At 36.0% G+C, this 17,947-nt stretch carries 19 protein-coding genes; 8 read left to right on the plus strand and 11 right to left on the minus strand.

The genetic code is table 11. The features are described 5' to 3' along the window. The 6 genes from DRF57_RS22475 to DRF57_RS22500 form a co-directional block, all read right to left on the minus strand. Positions 1-273, minus strand: a 273-nt coding sequence (locus tag DRF57_RS22475) for an endonuclease domain-containing protein (protein WP_115920997.1), incomplete at its 3' end; no start/stop codon positions are given. A 459-nt stretch (positions 274-732) separates the two neighbouring features. Next, complete coding sequence (locus DRF57_RS22480; protein WP_115920999.1) at positions 733-1,170, minus strand: endonuclease domain-containing protein; 438 nt, start codon at positions 1,168-1,170, stop codon at positions 733-735. Positions 1,171-1,986: 816 nt separating this feature from the next. Further along, positions 1,987-2,277 carry a hypothetical protein gene (locus tag DRF57_RS22485; protein WP_047486134.1) on the minus strand — a complete coding sequence of 97 codons (291 nt, stop codon included), beginning with the start codon at positions 2,275-2,277 and terminating at the stop codon, positions 1,987-1,989. 52 nt (positions 2,278-2,329) lie between these two features. Further along, complete coding sequence (locus DRF57_RS22490; protein WP_115920973.1) at positions 2,330-3,313, minus strand: 2-hydroxyacid dehydrogenase; 984 nt, start codon at positions 3,311-3,313, stop codon at positions 2,330-2,332. 70 nt (positions 3,314-3,383) lie between these two features. Then, positions 3,384-3,647 carry a hypothetical protein gene (locus tag DRF57_RS22495; protein ID WP_047486368.1) on the minus strand — a complete coding sequence of 88 codons (264 nt, stop codon included), beginning with the start codon at positions 3,645-3,647 and terminating at the stop codon, positions 3,384-3,386. Between the two features lie 178 nt (positions 3,648-3,825). Beyond that, positions 3,826-4,476 carry a protein-L-isoaspartate(D-aspartate) O-methyltransferase gene (locus DRF57_RS22500; RefSeq protein ID WP_115920975.1) on the minus strand — a complete coding sequence of 217 codons (651 nt, stop codon included), beginning with the start codon at positions 4,474-4,476 and terminating at the stop codon, positions 3,826-3,828. 125 nt (positions 4,477-4,601) lie between these two features. Between DRF57_RS22500 and DRF57_RS22505 the strand changes: the two genes are divergently transcribed. From DRF57_RS22505 to DRF57_RS22535, 7 genes are all read left to right on the plus strand, one after another. Next, positions 4,602-5,564 (plus strand): Gfo/Idh/MocA family protein, encoded by a 963-nt coding sequence (locus tag DRF57_RS22505; RefSeq protein ID WP_047486142.1) that lies wholly within the window; start codon positions 4,602-4,604, stop codon positions 5,562-5,564. Positions 5,565-5,567: 3 nt separating this feature from the next. Further along, positions 5,568-6,305 carry a hypothetical protein gene (locus DRF57_RS22510; RefSeq protein ID WP_115920977.1) on the plus strand — a complete coding sequence of 246 codons (738 nt, stop codon included), beginning with the start codon at positions 5,568-5,570 and terminating at the stop codon, positions 6,303-6,305. Positions 6,306-6,338: 33 nt separating this feature from the next. Beyond that, positions 6,339-8,069: a cellulase family glycosylhydrolase gene (locus tag DRF57_RS22515; RefSeq protein ID WP_115920979.1), complete on the plus strand. Its 1,731-nt coding sequence runs from the start codon at positions 6,339-6,341 to the stop codon at positions 8,067-8,069. A gap of 66 nt (positions 8,070-8,135) precedes the next feature. Then, on the plus strand, positions 8,136-9,014 hold the full coding sequence (bla-A, locus tag DRF57_RS22520; protein ID WP_115920981.1) for a CGA/CIA family class A beta-lactamase: 879 nt from the start codon (positions 8,136-8,138) through the stop codon (positions 9,012-9,014). 32 nt (positions 9,015-9,046) lie between these two features. Further along, the gene (locus tag DRF57_RS22525) at positions 9,047-9,454 is read left to right on the plus strand and encodes a hypothetical protein (protein ID WP_084084838.1); all 408 of its coding nucleotides are present in this window, start codon (positions 9,047-9,049) and stop codon (positions 9,452-9,454) included. 9 nt (positions 9,455-9,463) lie between these two features. Further along, positions 9,464-10,354, plus strand: coding sequence for a 3-hydroxybutyryl-CoA dehydrogenase (locus DRF57_RS22530; RefSeq protein WP_174772389.1), 891 nt, complete (start codon positions 9,464-9,466; stop codon positions 10,352-10,354). Positions 10,355-10,405: 51 nt separating this feature from the next. Further along, the gene (locus tag DRF57_RS22535; RefSeq protein WP_002977986.1) at positions 10,406-10,645 is read left to right on the plus strand and encodes a hypothetical protein; all 240 of its coding nucleotides are present in this window, start codon (positions 10,406-10,408) and stop codon (positions 10,643-10,645) included. Positions 10,646-10,694: 49 nt separating this feature from the next. Here the strand turns inward: DRF57_RS22535 and DRF57_RS22540 are convergent, their stop codons facing one another. The 5 genes from DRF57_RS22540 to dnaN form a co-directional block, all read right to left on the minus strand. After that, entirely contained in the window at positions 10,695-11,105 is a 411-nt protein-coding gene (locus tag DRF57_RS22540; RefSeq protein ID WP_047486152.1) for an META domain-containing protein, read from the minus strand. 299 nt (positions 11,106-11,404) lie between these two features. After that, positions 11,405-13,807: a phenylalanine--tRNA ligase subunit beta gene (gene pheT, locus DRF57_RS22545; RefSeq protein WP_084084840.1), complete on the minus strand. Its 2,403-nt coding sequence runs from the start codon at positions 13,805-13,807 to the stop codon at positions 11,405-11,407. Positions 13,808-14,058: 251 nt separating this feature from the next. Continuing rightward, positions 14,059-14,694, minus strand: coding sequence for a DUF417 family protein (locus tag DRF57_RS22550; protein WP_115920983.1), 636 nt, complete (start codon positions 14,692-14,694; stop codon positions 14,059-14,061). 65 nt (positions 14,695-14,759) lie between these two features. Continuing rightward, positions 14,760-15,620 carry an AraC family transcriptional regulator gene (locus tag DRF57_RS22555; protein WP_317126116.1) on the minus strand — a complete coding sequence of 287 codons (861 nt, stop codon included), beginning with the start codon at positions 15,618-15,620 and terminating at the stop codon, positions 14,760-14,762. A 484-nt stretch (positions 15,621-16,104) separates the two neighbouring features. Beyond that, positions 16,105-17,235: a DNA polymerase III subunit beta gene (gene dnaN / locus DRF57_RS22560; RefSeq protein WP_047486155.1), complete on the minus strand. Its 1,131-nt coding sequence runs from the start codon at positions 17,233-17,235 to the stop codon at positions 16,105-16,107. Positions 17,236-17,552: 317 nt separating this feature from the next. Here dnaN and DRF57_RS22565 point away from each other — a divergent pair, with 317 nt between their 5' ends. Further along, complete coding sequence (locus DRF57_RS22565; RefSeq protein WP_084084845.1) at positions 17,553-17,909, plus strand: diacylglycerol kinase family protein; 357 nt, start codon at positions 17,553-17,555, stop codon at positions 17,907-17,909. Positions 17,910-17,947: the final 38 nt, after the last annotated feature.

A 17,947-nucleotide genomic window follows, 5' to 3' on the forward strand; every position in this document is an offset into this window, starting at 1 on the left:
TTTCTCATCATGACTTGAACCGTCAATTTCAATGACCAATCCTAATGCTTTCACATAGAAATCAACAATATAGTTCCCAATAATTCGTTGTCTGTCAAAATCAATATTGTGAAATACTCTTGCACGAACTTTTTTCCAAAAAAGTACTTCTCCAAGAATGCCTGCTTTCCGTTTTTCTTTCAGTAAGATTATCAAATGAGGATTAAAGGGTAAATTTTCAACGAAATTCCTCTGAATCGGAATGTTCCGTATGTGTGTTAGAATTTGTTCCATTAATGTGTTTTTTCTTTTGACCACCCCGTCTTCTCCTTTCAGTCGAAGCCACCCCTTCAAGGGAGGGGAATTTCTTTCTCAGAAAACGAGGTGTTAAGTATAAAAATAAAAAATCTTACCGGAATTAAGACAACAAGCTATATCTGCTACACATATTGAAATAAAACACTCAGATTCCCCTCCTCCAGAGGGGTGGATTTCAAAATTTACAGAATTTTGGAAGACGGGGTGGTTCCGTAATTCAGAATAATAAACTATAGTAATCTTTCTTACCACCCCGTCTTCTCCTTTCAGTCGAAACCACCCCTCCAAGGGAGTGGAATTTCTTTCTTAGAAAACGAAGTGTTGAGTATAAAAATAAAAAATCTTACAGGAATTAATACGACAAAGGTACATCTGTTACACATATTGAAATAAAACACTAAGATTCCCCTCCTCCGGAGGGGTGGATTTCAAAATTTACAGAATTTTGGAAGACGGGGTGGTTCCATAATTCAGAATAATAAATTCTTCGAGCTCTCTCATTACTATACTAAGGTTATTTCTGATATCAAAATCATCTACCCTGAAAACCAACAGTCCTAAAGACTCTAAATATTCCTGTCTGATTCCGTCATAAACTTCTTTCTCATCATGACTTGAACCGTCAATTTCAATGACCAATCCTAATGCTTTCACATAGAAATCAACAATATAGTTCCCAATAATTCGTTGTCTGTCAAAATCAATATTGTGAAATACTCTCGCACGAACTTTTTTCCAAAAAAGTACTTCTCCAAGAATGCCTGCTTTCCGTTTTTCTTTCAGTAAGATTATCAAATGAGGATTAAAGGGTAAATTTTCCACGAAATTTCTCTGAATTGGAATGTTCCGTATGTGTGTTAGAATTTGTTCCATTATTGTGTTTTTTCTTTTGACCACCCCGTCTTCTCCTTTCAGTCGAAGCCACCCCTCCAAAGGAGGGGAATTTCTTTCTTAGAAAACGAAGTATTGAGTATAAAAATAAAAAATCTTACCGGAATTAATACGACAAAGGTACATCTGTTACACATATTGAAATAAACACTCAGATTCCCCTCCTCCGGAGGGGTGGATTTCAAAATTTACAGAATTTTGGAAGACGGGGTGGTTCCATAACTCAGAATAATAAACTATAGTAATCTTTCTTACCACCCTGTCTTCTCCTTTCAGTCGAAGCCACCCCTCCAATGGAGGGGAATTTCTTTCTTAGAAAATGAAGTGTTGAGTATAAAAATAAAAAATCTTACTGAAATTAAGATGACAAGCTATATCTGCTACACATATTGAAATAAACACTCAGATTCCCCTCCTCCGAAGGTGTGGATTTCAAAATTTACAGAATTTTGGAAGACGGAGTGGTTCCATAATTCAGAATAATAAACTATAGTAATCTTTCTTACCACCCCGTCTTCTCTTTTCAGTCGAAGCCACCCCTCCAATGGAGGGGAATTTCTTTCTTAGAAAATGAAGTATTGAGTATAAAAATAAAAAATCTTACAGGAATTAAGACAACAAGCTATATCTGCTACACATATTGAAATAAACACTCAGATTCCCCTCCTCCGGAGGGGTGGATTTCAAAATTTACAGAATTTTGGAAGACGGGGTGGTTCCATAATTCAGAATAATAAATTCATGGCAACAAAAAACCTCACTGAAAATCAGTAAGGTTAGTATCTTGGGTTTCAAAACTTAAGTTAAGACATCATCATTTTCTTCTTCATGATCGTCCTGATTATCACTAAGACTCCAATAGTTATTTTCTTCATCTTCCGCTCCTATTTCTTCCATATCATCATCATCTTCAACTCCGGGGATATCCAGTCCTTTATCAATTTTATCATCGTCCTCTTCATTTAATATAGGATTTCCGTCTCCATCGAGCGAAATATGTTTTTCCTTGTTAAATATATCTTCGTTGGGATCATAGTCCATGCTTTCCAGCCTTTTATTCTGTTCATTAATATTGTTTTCAGGTGCCATAATGTTTAGGTTTTATTGTTTACATCATAAGAACAAAAATAATTCCAAGTTGCTATATAGTATCAGAATAAACTTCAGGATTGGCACAATGTGGCATTTTTTCTCCTCTTGAAAAGGCAATAATATTTTCGGCAGCCAGCCTTGCCATTCCGTTTCGGGCTTCTATAGTGGCAGAACCTATATGTGGCAGTACGCAGACACTTGAAAGCTCCAAAAGCGGATTCTTTTCAGACATAGGTTCGGGATTGGTAACATCTAAGCCGGCTCCCCAGATCTGTTTTGAGGCCAGTGCTTCGTACAGGTCTTTTTCATTTTGGAAACCTCCCCTTGCTGTATTGATAAAAATAGCATTAGACTTCATTTTTTCAAAAACAGAACTGTTAAAAAGATCTTTCTGTTCGGGAGTAAAATTAGCATGAATGCTCAATACATCAGATCTTTTAATGAGTTCTTCAAAAGAAACATACGCTGCTCCCAACTCTTTTTCCGCTTCTTCATTTCGGTGGCGGTTATGATAGATGATTTCCATATCAAAGGCTTTTTGAGATTTCTTAGCCATTTCAAAACCTATCCTCCCTAATCCTAAGATTCCCAAAGTTTTTCCATACAGCTCCTGTCCTAAAGCATGTAAGGGATCAAAGCCTTCCCATTTTCCTTCTTTTACTTTCTGAAAATTGTAACTTGCCCTTCTTGCTACCGACTGCATCAGTAAAAAAGCCACATCGGAAGTAGCTCTGCTCAACACATCAGGTGTATTGCCTATATGAACATGCCTGTGAGTCGCTTCTTTGATGTCCACATGATCGAACCCTACCGAATAGAGTGCTATTGCTTTAACATTGGGGCATGCTTCAAAAAATTCCCTATTATATTTAAAATCATTTCCTATGCTTAAGAATGCATCTGCATTCCGGCAATAGCTTAGCCATTCTTCATGAGAAAGGACTTCATTCTTTGGAAATACTACCTCCAATCCTTCCTGTTCCAGTAGTTTGATCCCTATTTCAGGAATTCTTTTATTTACAAAAACTTTCATTATATCATTTATTAGTTTACATAAAAAACCTCACTCTGCTACAAGTAAGGTCAAACTTTAATATTAAAAATTATTTCTTTTCATCCGGATGGTTTTTATTTTTCTCCCAGGCTTCTGAAGCCATTTCCTGAATCTCTTCCCAAACTTCTTTTGCTGATTTCTGCGCGTGAGACATAAAACCTTGTTGGGTTGCTTCCTGATTCTTACCTTTCATCTCGTTGATGTAATCTTTTACTTGCTGAGAATAGCTTTCTACACTATATCCCGGGTTATTATGCAAATTTTTCTGAAGATTACTGAAATCGTGTGATGCCTTGAATCTATTCGTGTCCATAATAATAAGATTTAAGTGATTAGGTTCTAAAGAAGTCCAATTTTCATTCCGAAATGCGTTAAAATATTTTAAATTTTTATGCATTGTATTGCATAAAAAAACGGACTAAGGTCCGTTTCTATTTGATTAAATGGTATAAAATTGAGGGGTAAGACATCTCCTCTTACTTCCATTTCTCTTATTGATTGGTGCTTCCCAGCATAGGAACAAATTTATAAGCTCCAAATTCTTCTTTTTCAAACTCAGTAGGTCCTATTTTTGTGAATCTATACAATACCTGTTCGTCTGTTGGTCCCAGAGGAATAACCATTTTACCGCCTACATTCAATTGTTTCAACAATTCTGTAGGTAAGGTTGATGCTCCACAGGTCACAATGATTTTATCAAAAGGAGCAAACGTTGGAAGTCCTGCAAAACCATCACCAAAGCTTTGAAATTTTGGAAACAAGTGCATCTCCCTAAGTTTCTTTTTAGAGAAATCAAAAAGGTCTTTTTGTCTTTCCACAGTATATACATGGGCCTTCATTGCCAGTAAGACGGCGGTCTGATATCCGCATCCCGTACCTATTTCCAGTACTTTTTCTCCTGTTTTTACCTGTAGCAATTCCGACTGTTCCGCTACCGTTGAAGGGTGCGAAATGGTCTGATGTGCCAGAATCGGGAAAGCCCGGTCTTCATAGGCAAAATCTTCAAAAATGCTTTCGATAAAAAGGTGTCTCGGAACTTCACTCATTGCCCGGAGTACATTTTCATCTGAAATTCCAATTCTCCGTTGAAGATATTCAACTAAAATCTTTCTTTTTCCTTTATGTACAAACGAATCCTGCATTTGACAAAAGTAATAAATTAGAAATTAGATTTCAGAGATTCCTACAAAGAATTATCCACAAAAAACTAATTTCTGGCTTCAACAATCTAACTTCTTTCTTATCTTTACAAAAATATATTACAACTATGTTAAAAGCAGGTTTGGTAGGTGCCGGACACTTGGGGAAAATACATTTAAGACTTCTTAATCAATCAGATAGATATGAGCTTGTAGGTTTCCACGATAAAGATGTTGAAAACGGAAAAAAAATAGAGGCCGAATTCGGATATAAATATTTTGAAAATTTTGAGGAATTACTGAGCCAGATTGATATGCTGGACATTGTTACACCAACGGTTTATCATTATGATTATGCTTTAAAAGCCATTGAAAAAAAACTGCATTTCTTCATTGAAAAACCTGTTACACAAACGCTTGAGCAGGCAGAAGAGATTTTACGATTATGTCTTGAAAACAACATTAAAGCACAGGTAGGACATGTTGAAAGATACAATCCCGCTTTTATTGCCACTAAAGAATATATCAAAAATCCAATGTTTATTGAAATCCACAGACTGGCAGAGTTTAATCCGCGAGGAACGGATGTTTCTGTGGTTTTGGACCTTATGATCCACGATTTGGATATTTTATTGAGTATGGCAAAATCCAAGGTAAAAAACATCCATGCAAGTGGTGTTTGTGTGGTGAGTAAGACTCCGGATATCGCCAATGCCAGAATAGAATTTGAAAATGGATGTGTGGCCAACCTTACCACTTCAAGAATTTCTATGAAAGCTATGAGAAAAAGCCGATTCTTCCAGAAAGATGCTTATATCTCTGTTGATTTTCTGGAGAAAAAAGCTGAAGTCATCAGAATGAAAGATGCTCCTGAAAACCCCACTCCATTTGATATGATTATTGAAAATGCAGATGGAGAAAAAAATCAGATCCTTTTTGAATATCCCAACATTGAACCCAATAATGCCATTTTGGATGAATTAAATTCTTTTGCAGATGCTATTACAGGTGATAAAAATGTGGAAGTTTCTCTTGAGGACGGAACTGAGGCATTGAAAGTCGCTTTAGAGATCGTAAGACTGATCAGTTAAAGAATGAAGATAAAATCTGCTTTGTTTACATTAGCAGCTATTACAATACTATCTTGTAATCAGAAGAAAAATGGTTACGAGATAGATTGTAATGATCAAAAAAAGCAGGCTCAGAATCAATTCAATTATCAAAATTATACATGGACTGTTTTTTCCGGACAGGGCTATGACTATCTTGGCGAGCAAGAGTTCATACAACGTCTGAGTCAAAATCAGATTAAAACAAAAATACTTCATATAACCTGTATCCCAAGTCCTAACGAGAGGTATGAAAATTGTGGAGAAATTGAGATGAACAGGCTTATTGAGAAAAAGTTCGGGAAAAATTTCATCGATTCTCTACGGTATATTGCAAAGCAAGATTTTGCAAAAAATCATCCTGAAGAAATTTTTTCTTATGAACATTGTGACAAAGTATCACGTTATCCTAATTCTACAGCAGATCATCAATTTGAGAGAATTGAAACAGATTATTTTTCACGCTACCCTTCCCCTGCAAAATATATTGGTAAAAACAATGATTTCGACTCTTACACTTCCTGCTCTTTTATCATCACTAAAAACGGAGGAATTAAAGATTTATCAGTAAAAAGTCATTTTCAAAACAAAAAAAACAATATATTTGAAGAACAATTCAACAAACAATTAAAAGATTTTGTTTTACAGACTCAATGGATTTCCGGCAAAATAAATGGACTGAATGTGGACTCTTATTTTAATGTCACCATTTATTATGATTAAATTCTAACATATTCCTTAAAATCAAAAACTACTATGAAAAAAACCATTCTATTCTCCGCCTTATTATTGTCTCAATTTGGGACATCGCAATTATTAAAAACCTCAGGGCAGAAAATCGTTAATGATAAAGGTGAAAATATTCAGCTGAGGGGGCTGGGCCCTGGCGGCTGGATGCTTCAGGAAGGGTATATGCTGAAAACAGCTGATTTTGCAGGTCCTCAATACAAAATAAAGGAAAAAATTGCCGAACTCATTGGTGAGGATGGGATGAATGAATTCTATAAAGCCTATTGGAAAAATGGAATTACTAAGCAGGATATCGATTTTTTAGCAAAGGCAGGTTTCAATTCGATACGTCTTCCGATGCACTATAATCTGTATACACTTCCTATTGAAAAAGAACCTGTAAAAGGTAAAAATACATGGCTGGAAGAGGGTTTTAAAATGACAGATGATCTCCTTCAATGGTGTGCAGCCAATAAGATATACCTGATTCTTGATCTTCATGCGGCACCTGGAGGTCAGGGGAACGATGTCAATATTTCTGATAATGATAAATCCAAACCCTCTCTTTGGGAAAATGAAGAAAACCAAAAGAAAACTATTGCTCTTTGGAGAAAACTGGCTGATCGGTATAAGGACAGTCCCTGGATTGGGGGCTACGATCTGATCAATGAGCCTAATATTAACTTTACAGGGAAAAATCCCAATGGAACAGACGAAATGTCAAACGCTCCGCTTTGGAAACTGCAGAAAGATATCACCACTGCCATCCGGGAAGTAGATAAGAAACATATTATTTTTATTGAAGGAAATGGCTGGGGCAACAATTATAACGGATTGACACCCATCTGGGATGACAATATGGTTTTCAGCTTTCATAAGTACTGGAACTATAATGATGACCAAACGTTGAAATTTGCTTTAGATCTTAGAGAAAAATACAATATGCCGATCTGGCTTGGGGAAACCGGCGAAAATTCAAATGTCTGGTTTACAGAACTGATCCAGCTTTTGGACAAACATAATATCGGATATGCCTTCTGGCCCATGAAAAAGATAGATAATATTGCAGGAATCACCAATGTGAAAACCACTCCTGAATATGAAAAACTATTGGAGTATTGGAAAAACGGAGGTGAAAAACCTTCTAAAGACTATGCTAAAAAGGCATTAATGCAGATTGCCGAGAATTATAAGTTGAGCAATACCGAAATTAAAAATGATGTCATTGATGCCATGTTCAGACAGGTAACCGATCCATCTACAAAACCGTTTAAGAATCACCTGATTCCGGGAAGAATTTTCGCTTCAGATTATGATTTGGGAAGAATGGGCGCTGCTTATCTGGATAAGGACTTTATCAATCTCTGGGTAAGTGATCCAGCCAAAAGATCAGAATGGAATTCCGGCCAGCAGATGAGAAATGATGGTGTAGATCTCTATAAGTGTACTGATGCGATCACAAATCAGTATTATGTAGGTAAAACAGAATCCGGAGAATGGCTTCAGTATACAGTTGCATCAAAAGCTGACAAAAATTATACTTTTAGCATCCGATATGCTGCTGAGAGCAATTCCAACATAAAAATTGAAACCGCTTCAGGAAAGCTACTGGCTTCTGTGCCTTTAGATTCCAGTGGAGGAAAAGAAAACTGGAAAACAGTATCTGTAAAAAATATCCGCCTTCAGAAAGGAGAAAACAAAATCAGGATATTCTTCGAAAACGGTGGCGCCAATCTCAATTATTTTGAAATAAAATAGCAATAATTATCTTAAATTGCAGATCCCTTTTAGTTTTTTAAAAGGGATCTTTTTAATTCTATTATTATGAAAAAAATAGCATTTATTTTTCTCTTTATTTCGGCATTTATATCAGCACAAAAATCAATATTGGAACAAAAAATAAACACTGTCACCCAAGGTAAAAATGCCACGGTGGGAGTTTCTGTTCTTGATTTTGACAATAAATTCAGGTATAGTAAATATGGAGATCAAAAATTTCCGATGCAGAGTGTTTTCAAATTTCACATCGCAGCAGCTATTTTGAATTTTGTAGATCAGGGGAAGCTTTCGCTGAATCAGAAAGTTTTGCTGGATTCATCAAATTTACTGGAAGACACGTGGTCTCCACTTCGCGATAAATACCCTAATGGGAATATTGAAGTTCCTTTAAGTGAAATTCTTGAGCTTACAGTGGCCAGAAGTGATAATAATGGCTGTGACATCATGTTGAAATTATTGGGCGGCCCCCAAACTGTTCAAAAATTCATGGATTCTAAAGGGATAAAGGGTTTCCAGATCAAGTATAACGAAGCGGAAATGCATCAGAACTGGAATGTTCAGTACGAAAATTACAGTACTCCCAATTCGGCAGTGGATGTTCTGAAAAAGTTTTATGACGGAAAACTATTATCAAAAAAATCTACGGATTATCTGATGAAGGTGATGCTTTCGACTTCAACCGGATTAAACAAAATGGTTGAGCAGCTTCCCAAAAATACTCCTGTAGCCAGGAAAACGGGAGCTTCCGGAAAAAATAAAGACGGCTTAACCGGTGCTGAAAACGAAATTGGAATCATCACTTTGCCCAATGGCAAACATTACGCAATTGCTGTATTTGTCAGCAATTCAATGGAAACAGATGCCGTAAACTGCAAAATGATCTCGGACATTTCAAAGGAGGTTTGGGATTATTTTAATAAATAAAATTTTAAGCTTATTTTTAGAGTCAATTTAACATGAAAAAAATAATACTAACAGCAGCCCTATTTTGTTTCACATTCTTTTATTCTCAAAAGAATCAAAACTATCTGCAAATCGGCTATGCGAGTGTCTGCTGTGGCCCACCTTCCGAGAAGCCTGTCATCAGCTATCTCAAAGAGTTTAAGAAAAAAAATCAGATAAAATCTCTGGAAATATTGATACAGAATGGTATGGGAAGAGAAGGTGAATTTAATGTGTACGTAGGTACCGATTATCTTAGTGTCAACCAAAAGAGCCGTCTTATAAGAGGCCTTATGGCTACCGTTTCCAATCAAAACAACAGAAGGGAACAAAAAGACAATGGTCTTGTAAATTTTAATTCAGAAATCACAGTAAAGCAACAAGACATCAATACTAAAAATCTAACTATCTATAAAAAATAAAGGAAAATGATCAAAAACATTGTAGTTATAGGAGCAGGAACCATGGGGAATGGTATTGCACATACTTTCGCACAAAGCGGTTTTAAAGTAAACCTGGTAGATGTATCTCAGGAAGCTTTAGACAGAGGATTAAAAACCATTACTACGAATCTTGACAGAATAATTGCAAAGGGAAACCTTACTGAGGAGCAAAAAGCGGAAACATTAGGAAACATCAGTACTTTTACAGCACTTAATGATGCGGTAGGAGCAGCTGACCTTGTGGTAGAAGCGGCTACCGAAAACCTTGATCTGAAATTAAAGATCTTTGGTCAGATGGATGAGCTGGCTCCTGCAGGCTGTATCCTGGCTACCAACACCTCTTCCATTTCCATCACTAAAATTGCAGCAGCTACCAAGAGAGCTGATAAAGTTATTGGAATGCACTTTATGAACCCGGTTCCTATTATGAAACTGGTAGAGATCATTAAAGGATATTCTACATCTAAAGAAACCTTTGATGCGATCTATGAAATGAGTAAATCGTTAGGTAAAGTTCCTGTGGAAGTGAATGATTATCCCGGTTTTGTGGCCAACAGAATTTTGATGCCTATGATTAACGAGTCTATTGAAACTCTTTACAACGGGGTAGCCGGAGTAGAAGAAATCGATACAGTAATGAAGTTAGGTATGGCACATCCTATGGGTCCACTTCAATTGGCAGACTTCATTGGGCTTGATGTATGCCTTGCGATCCTGAATGTCATGTATGATGGTTTCAAAAATCCTAAATACGCTCCAAACCCATTGCTTGTAAACATGGTAACAGCAGGGAAACTGGGCGTAAAATCAGGGGAAGGCTTCTACGATTATTCTGAAAGTAAAAAAGCCGAAAAAGTTTCAAAAATGTTTTTGAAATAATTTTAAGTCAATAATTTTATTTATCTTTGAACCAGTTAAAACATTAAAAAAATGAAATTACCAAAGTTTTTATTAGCAGATAATTCGGAATTTCCAGAAGATTTATTCGTAGTTCACACAGAATATCCAAGATTTATCTTAAACGTTGAGGAAGAAGAAGTTGAGTGGTTAGATGATCTTGAGGGTGACGATGAAGAAACTATGGCAGACGAGGCTACGAAAGTGGTAGAAGCAGCATTCAAATGGTGCGATGAAGAGTTGGCTAAGTACGACGAAGAAGAGGAAGATTAATAACAATCTAAACATAAAAAAGGAACTCAATTGAGTTCCTTTTGTTTTTTTATTCCGTTTTATTGAATTTCAATAATAAAAGATTGTCTTTATACAATTCTAAGGTATTTCCTGAAATTACATATTTGTTTGCTTTTGCCATCATATCCATAAAGTTCTGCTCCACGCTGATATTGGCACACATCATTTTTGTAGATCCCATTTGGCCTGCAGTGAAACCTCCTGAAGACGGATCTACTGTAGCTGTTCCAAAATAGTTATTACAACCTGCATTCCCTGTGATCTTTTCTCCTTCAATATTCAGTGTTGGAATTTTACCTTTTACATTATCAGCCAATGTCCATTTTGTATTGGCAAGAGCCGGCTGGGCTTTTCCTACTTTAGAAGCGGAAGGGCTGGTCATGGTTCCACATGATGCCAATACTGCTGCTGTACATATACTTAAAAAAAGATTTTTCATTTTTTTCTTTTTGAATTAATCAAATTTACGGATTTTATATTATTTAAACGGGATACGGTTAATTTTATTATTCATTAACAGTTGATATCTGAGATATTTTAGTTACAATAATATTGGCTATTACTGGAAAATCAAAGCCATTCTTCATACCAATACGGTTAAGATTTCTGGAGAATGACAAGACTCAAAGATAAAGCGGGAAGGAAATATTTATAAGTCGTCCTGAAAATCGGATAAAACAAAAAAACGGACTTTAAAAAGTCCGTTTCTGTTTTATATCAAATATCGTTTTTTTACGATTAAGATCTCAGTTCAGCATTGAATTCTTTCTGGAAAGATTTGATTAAAGAATCCATTACTTCTGCAATTTCTTTTTCTTCCAGTGTTTTTGCTTCATTTAAAAGCTCAAAACTCATTGCATAGGATTTTTTACCTTCCGGAAGGTTTTTACCTTCATAAACGTCGAATAGATTAATCCCTTTAATAAACGGAGACTTATTCTTTCTTGCTGTCTGGTATAAATCCTCATAGTTTACATGCTTGTCAATCAGTAAAGCAAGGTCTCTTCTGATCTTATTGAATTTTGGAATATCTTGGAACTTCAGCTCATTCTTGGAACGTAATTCCTGAGCCCATTCCAGTTCAATTTCAGCATAGAAACACTCCTGATCGATATCTGAATCTTTCAACAATGCAGGCGCTACTTTTCCAATTCTTACTAAAGTTTTACCATCTGCTTCATACGCTAAAGCATCAGAGAATCTTTCATCAGTTAAAGGTATTTCTTTATAGCTGACTGCAAGTCTTTCCAATAAAACTTTTACATATGCCTTAAGGTTATAGAAACTTACGGCAGATTTAGGCTGTAACCAGTTTTCTGCAACATCTCTTCCCGTTACCAGGATTGCCAATTGCTTTCTCTCTTCGTATTTATCTTTTTTATGGTAGATCTTTCCGAATTCAAAGAACTTAATATCCTGATTTTTTCTATTGATGTTGTAAACAGCATTTTCAAGAAGCCCTTCCAATAAAGACTTTCTCATGAATGCCAAATCACCGCTTAAAGGATTCAACAGCTTTACAGCATCAGTTTCATCTTTTACAGAAGTCAATGAATTGTTCATTACTTCGTTGAAACCTAGGCTCTGTAAAGTTCTTGCCCAGCTGTTTTCCAGCTCATCCTGATCGTTTGCACTTAATTTAACAGGTGTGAACGAAATTTTTTGCGGAGCATCAATTTTATTATATCCATAGATTCTTAAAATCTCTTCAATAACGTCAATCTCTCTGGTCACATCAGCTCTGTACGCAGGTACTGAGATTTCGAAACCATTAGGAATTTCATTTAAAACCTGAATTTCCAACGCTTTTAAGATTTCTTTTACTTTCTCCCTGTGTATTTTTGTTCCTAAAATCTGTTCAATTTTAGAGAATCTCAGGATCACATAGCTGTCCTCAATTTTCTTAGGATATTCTTCCAACAAATCACCTGCTAATTTTCCTCCTGCTAATTCCTGAATTAATTTTATGGCATGAGTGATTGCTGTTCTTGTAATATTAGGGTCTACTCCTCTTTCAAATCTGAAAGAAGCATCGGTATTTAAACTGTGTAGTTTTGCACCTTTTCTTACCGCAATTGGGTTGAAATATGCACTTTCAAGGAATATGGTTTTGGTAGCATCAGATACTCCTGAGGTAGCACCACCAAAAACACCGGCAATACACATAGGGGTGTCTTTACCATCTTTGATCATGATTTCGGTACCGTTCAGGGTTCTTTCCACTCCATCTAATGTGGTGAATTTTGTTCCTTCTTTTACCACTCCTACTTTCACCTTTTTATCGGCAATTTTATCGGCATCAAATGCGTGAAGCGGCTGCCCATATCCATGAAGAATATAATTTGTAATATCTACAACATTATTGATCGGGCTTAATCCGATGGCTTTTAATCTGTCTTTTAACCAAGCCGGAGATTCTTCTACTTTTACATCTTCAATTACCGCTCCGATATATCTTGGACATAATTCTGCATCCTCAATGACCAGACTGAAATCATTTGTCCCTTCGTTATTTAAAGCTTCAGAAGCAACTTTATTAAACTGAGATTTCAACTGATTTGTAGAAAGATAAGCGTGAAGATCTCTTGCCACCCCGTAGTGAGACATGGCATCCGTTCTGTTCGGTGTTAAACCGATTTCGAAAACTTCATCATTAGCAAGCTCAAAATAGTCTGCAAAGTTCTTCCCTACTTCATATTTTGTTTCATCCAACACCATGATCCCTCCGTGATCTTCGCTAAGGCCAAGCTCATCTTCTGCACAGATCATCCCCTGAGAAACCTCTCCTCTGATCTTTGCTTCTTTGATTTCAAAAAAGTTTCCGGTTTTATCATAGATTTTAGTCCCTACTACAGCTACCGGCACTGTTTGTCCTGCTGCTACATTAGGAGCCCCACAAACAATGTTCAATACTTTTCCGTTTCCTACATCTACTGTAGTTTTGTTTAGTTTATCAGCATTCGGATGTTTTTCGCAGGTTAACACTTTCCCTACAACAATTCCTTCCAGACTGCCTTTTACACTTTCAAATTTATCTATCCCTTCAACTTCAAGACCTATATCTGTAAGAAACTCACCGATTCTTTCAGTTTTTAATTCCGTTTTCACAAAGTCTCTCAGCCAGTTGTTTGATATTTTCATCTGATAATTTTATTTTTTCTAAAGTCAGGTGCCCCCTTAATGGTTTCATCTGAGTATATTTTCAAAAATTTATTTGAATTTTGCACGATTATAGTCGTACAGTTTTAAGCGTACAAATGTCGTGTTTTTTTGAGAAATACAGAAATTTAGAATCAACTTTAAGATAATAAATTTTCGTTAATTCCACTTTCACAGGTTAAAGAAACGGCTCAGGCGTCAGGTCTCACTTTAGTCAAAAGATTCTCAGGCCCCTATCCCAATATTGAGTTCTTATCATCTGATGCTTTAACCACCTTTTTTAAACTGTCGGAAAACAATAGAAGTCCTGCTGCCATCATGATGATATCTTTCAGTACCAAACGGCCTGCTCCCGACAGATAAGGAAATCCGTATTGAGGGGTTGGAAAATCTCCGCCAAGATTAGGAACATAGACTTCAGGAGTAGTCCCTAAAAATGAAAGAGTCACCAAAGACATCAGAAAGGTCAGTCCCCCACCCCAGGCTCCTATTGTAGGAAACCAGATTCCAAGCAGTACCAAGCTCCCAATCACTACAATCATTGTTCCCAGACCATATGAGAATATATAAGTCCCATTTTGCGTATGCCATTCTATATTTTTCTGTACTGTTTTCCCTTCCGGATTTTTATACAAGGTATATTCTGAAACCGGTTTTTGATCTTCATTAAGGACTTTATTTCCTGCATTTTTATAGAAAAAACTCATTAAAGGGCTGTTGGCAACAAACGGAACAATACCGTCTGCCTCGTATTGGAACGCCTTAAGCCCACCAATCCAAGCCATCACGATGAATATTGAAATTCTCAGAAAATTAAAAGAATAAGCGTCCAGCTTTGATAAGTAAGCGGATAATTTGTTGTTCTGCATATGATTTACTTTTTCTTACAAAAGTATTCAGATACAAACCTCCCGGGAATAGATATTTGAGGACATTACATGGACATTTTTGCCACTATGGAGATCCCTACTTTCTCCCTGTAATTTTTGGGTGAACATCCTACCGATTTTTTGAAATACCTGCTGAAATAGAACTCATCAGTAAATCCCAGTTCTGAAGCAATCTCCTTAACAGACCGATAGGTCAGGTGAAGAAGCTTTTTAGATTCCAGAATAATTCTTTCATTAATCAGCTGGCTGGGTGTTTTAGCAAATTCCTTCTTAACAGCCTTGCTTAAAGTATTGTTGGTAATATTGAGTTGATCACTGTAAAATGAAAGTTCCTTTTCATGTCTGAAATAAGATTCCAGCAGTTTCTGAAATGCTGCTGCATTTTTGTTAGGGAGCTTTTCGTTGGAAACAGGTCCGTTGCTGACTGTATTTTTCTGTTTGCTGCCGATGGCAAGAATAAGCTGTATATATGTTTTGATAATCGATTTTGAAAACTGATGATTTTCAGAATTTTCTTTTTTAATATGATTAAAAAGTTCCAGAATGTACTCATAGTTCTCTTTCATCAGCTCTATGCCCGGATTCAGGTAAATATTATTGAATAGAAGCCCATTACAGGCCACCTCTTCTTTATGATATTCTATACAGTAGTAATCCCCATGAAAAAGAAGCACAGAAACCTCTTCATCGGATTCTGAAGCCATTTTCAGTTTTTGGCAGGGCGAAAGAAATAAAATAGTATAGCCTTTATAGGAGTAATTGATATCATCTACAGCATAAACACCGGCACCTTTCCATAAAACAACCGTATAATTTTCAGTGGAAAATTCTCCAGGGAAACCGGAGGTATGATATGACTGTATTTTTACTTCCATAATTAAAGGGGCAAATATCTGTTTGATCATTGAAATAGCAGTACAAACTTCGGAAAAATAAAGTTTCTACTATAAATGATTCCCATCTTTTTCACCATGATCTGCTTTATACTTATCATTTTTGTATTTCAATCCGTGACTTTTCCCTAATTAGTATTTTCTTAAACGCAAAGATTTAATAGCCAAATGATATATTTGAAGGGGGCAAAGATGGAATCAACTTTGTTGACTATTTTTAAACTGGTGTTCCAGCCCGGTTGCTTTACTGATGACCTAGATCATGATCGTTCATGATCATATTCATGACCTTTGTGTAAAGAATTTGTGTAATTAGTATTTTATCAAACATAACATTATAATAACCAAATACTTTACCTTGAGGAAACCAAGATAAAATTAACTTTGTTGATCCTTTTTAAACTGGTATTTTGAAATATTCTTTATGATGTTGTCTGTACATAAAAAACAAAAGCCGGAAAATTCCGGCTTTTATTAAAGTATTTTAATCTTTGTTTTACAATCCGATTACCGGCATTGATAACATTAAGATATTTTCGTTTTCTTCAAGACCATCAAGAGGTTCAATGATACCTGGTCTGTTTGGTTGAGACATTTTCATAGTAACATCATCAGAACCAAGAATTGTCAGCATTTCAGTTAAAAACTTAGAACTGAACCCTATATTGATATCTTCCCCGTTGTAGTCACAAGGAATCTGCATATCTGCTTTGTTTGCATACTCCGTATCTTCTGCATGAAGATGAAGGATGTTTCCCGAAAGTTTAAATCTTACCTGATTGGTTGATTTATTAGACATGATAGATGCTCTTTTGATAGCTCCAAGTAGAAGGTTTCTGTTGATCGTCAGTACATTTGGATTTTCTTTTGGAATTACCGCTGTATAGTTTGGATATTTTCCGTCGATCAGTCTACAGATCCAGATATGCTTATCAAAAGTAAACTTGGCCATATTCTCATTGAAATCGATTTTAACGTCTTCATTAGAGCTTGCCAGGATATTTTTGAAAATGTTCAAAGGTTTTTTAGGCATGATGAATTCCATAGGCTCGGCATTCACCAGGTCTGTTCTTTTATACACAACCAATCTGTGAGAATCTGTAGAAACGAAATTCGTTTCATTTTCTCCAAACTGGAAAAGAACTCCCGTCATTACCGGACGAAGGGAATCATTACTTGTTGCAAAAAGTGTATTGGTAAGGGCTTCAGATAATACTCCCGCTGGCATTGTCACATTCTGAGAAGCATCAAATTCCGGCAATTCCGGATAATCATCCGCATTGTCTAACGCTACTGCAAAATTGTCTTTTTCATCTAAAATCTCAAGCTGGCTTCCGGTTCCTTCAGCATTGTCCTTTACGGCAAATGTTAAAGGCTGTTCGCCATATGTCTTGATAAAATCCTGAAAAATTTTAGCAGGAACAGCAAATTTACCTGTATCATCAGACTTCACGTCTAAAGAAGTAACAAGAGTTGTCTCGCCATCAGATGCTGTAATGGTAACATTATTTCCGTCTAGTTCAAAAAGATAATTTTCTAAAATAGGTCTCGATTGAGAGCTTGATATTACGCCACTTACAGTTTGCAAAGCCTTCTGCAGTTCACCACTTGAAATAATAAATTTCATAGATTTAAAAATAAGTTTCTACAAATATAATAAATAGATATAACAAAGAAAAAAATAATCCCTAGGAGTTTTTAACAAACATCAACATTCTGTTTTCAGAGCTGACATTATGCATGGATTTCTGCCGGCATTTATTTCCGCTTCAAAAATACAAGCTGTACCATCCCCTACATTCTTTTAAAAACATCACTATTAACGGGGAAACCCACATTATTACGAATTGTTTTTTCACACTGCCACTATCTACTCTCAAATATAACAGATTATCCGCAACAATCAAAATACAAAACCTATCTTTGTTAAAAAAGTAACAACTCATGCAAAAGCCTCCTCTTCATAAAAGTTTTCTGAATGCTTTCCGTGGAGTTTTTTTGATGATCAAAACGGAGAGAAATTTTCAGATTGAGCTGCTGGCTTTTTTTGCCAACTTATTTTTCATCTTTTATTTACACCTGTCCGCCACCGATGCAGCCATTGTTATTTTCCTTTCTTTTGCTGTTTTAAGTGCTGAAATTTTCAATACAGCCATTGAAAGGATCTGCGATATCATCCAACCTGATTTTGATAAAAGAATTGGCTTTATTAAAGATATTGCTGCCGGTGCTGTTGTATTGCTGGCTATAGCTTCAGTCATTGTTGGGGTACTTGTGTATTGGAAATATATTTTTACTTAAGAAATATCCCGTTCTTTCATTCCAATGCTTCCTTACCT

It is taken from the genome of Chryseobacterium rhizosphaerae (assembly GCF_003385455.1).
In the GTDB taxonomy this organism is placed as follows: domain Bacteria; phylum Bacteroidota; class Bacteroidia; order Flavobacteriales; family Weeksellaceae; genus Chryseobacterium; species Chryseobacterium rhizosphaerae.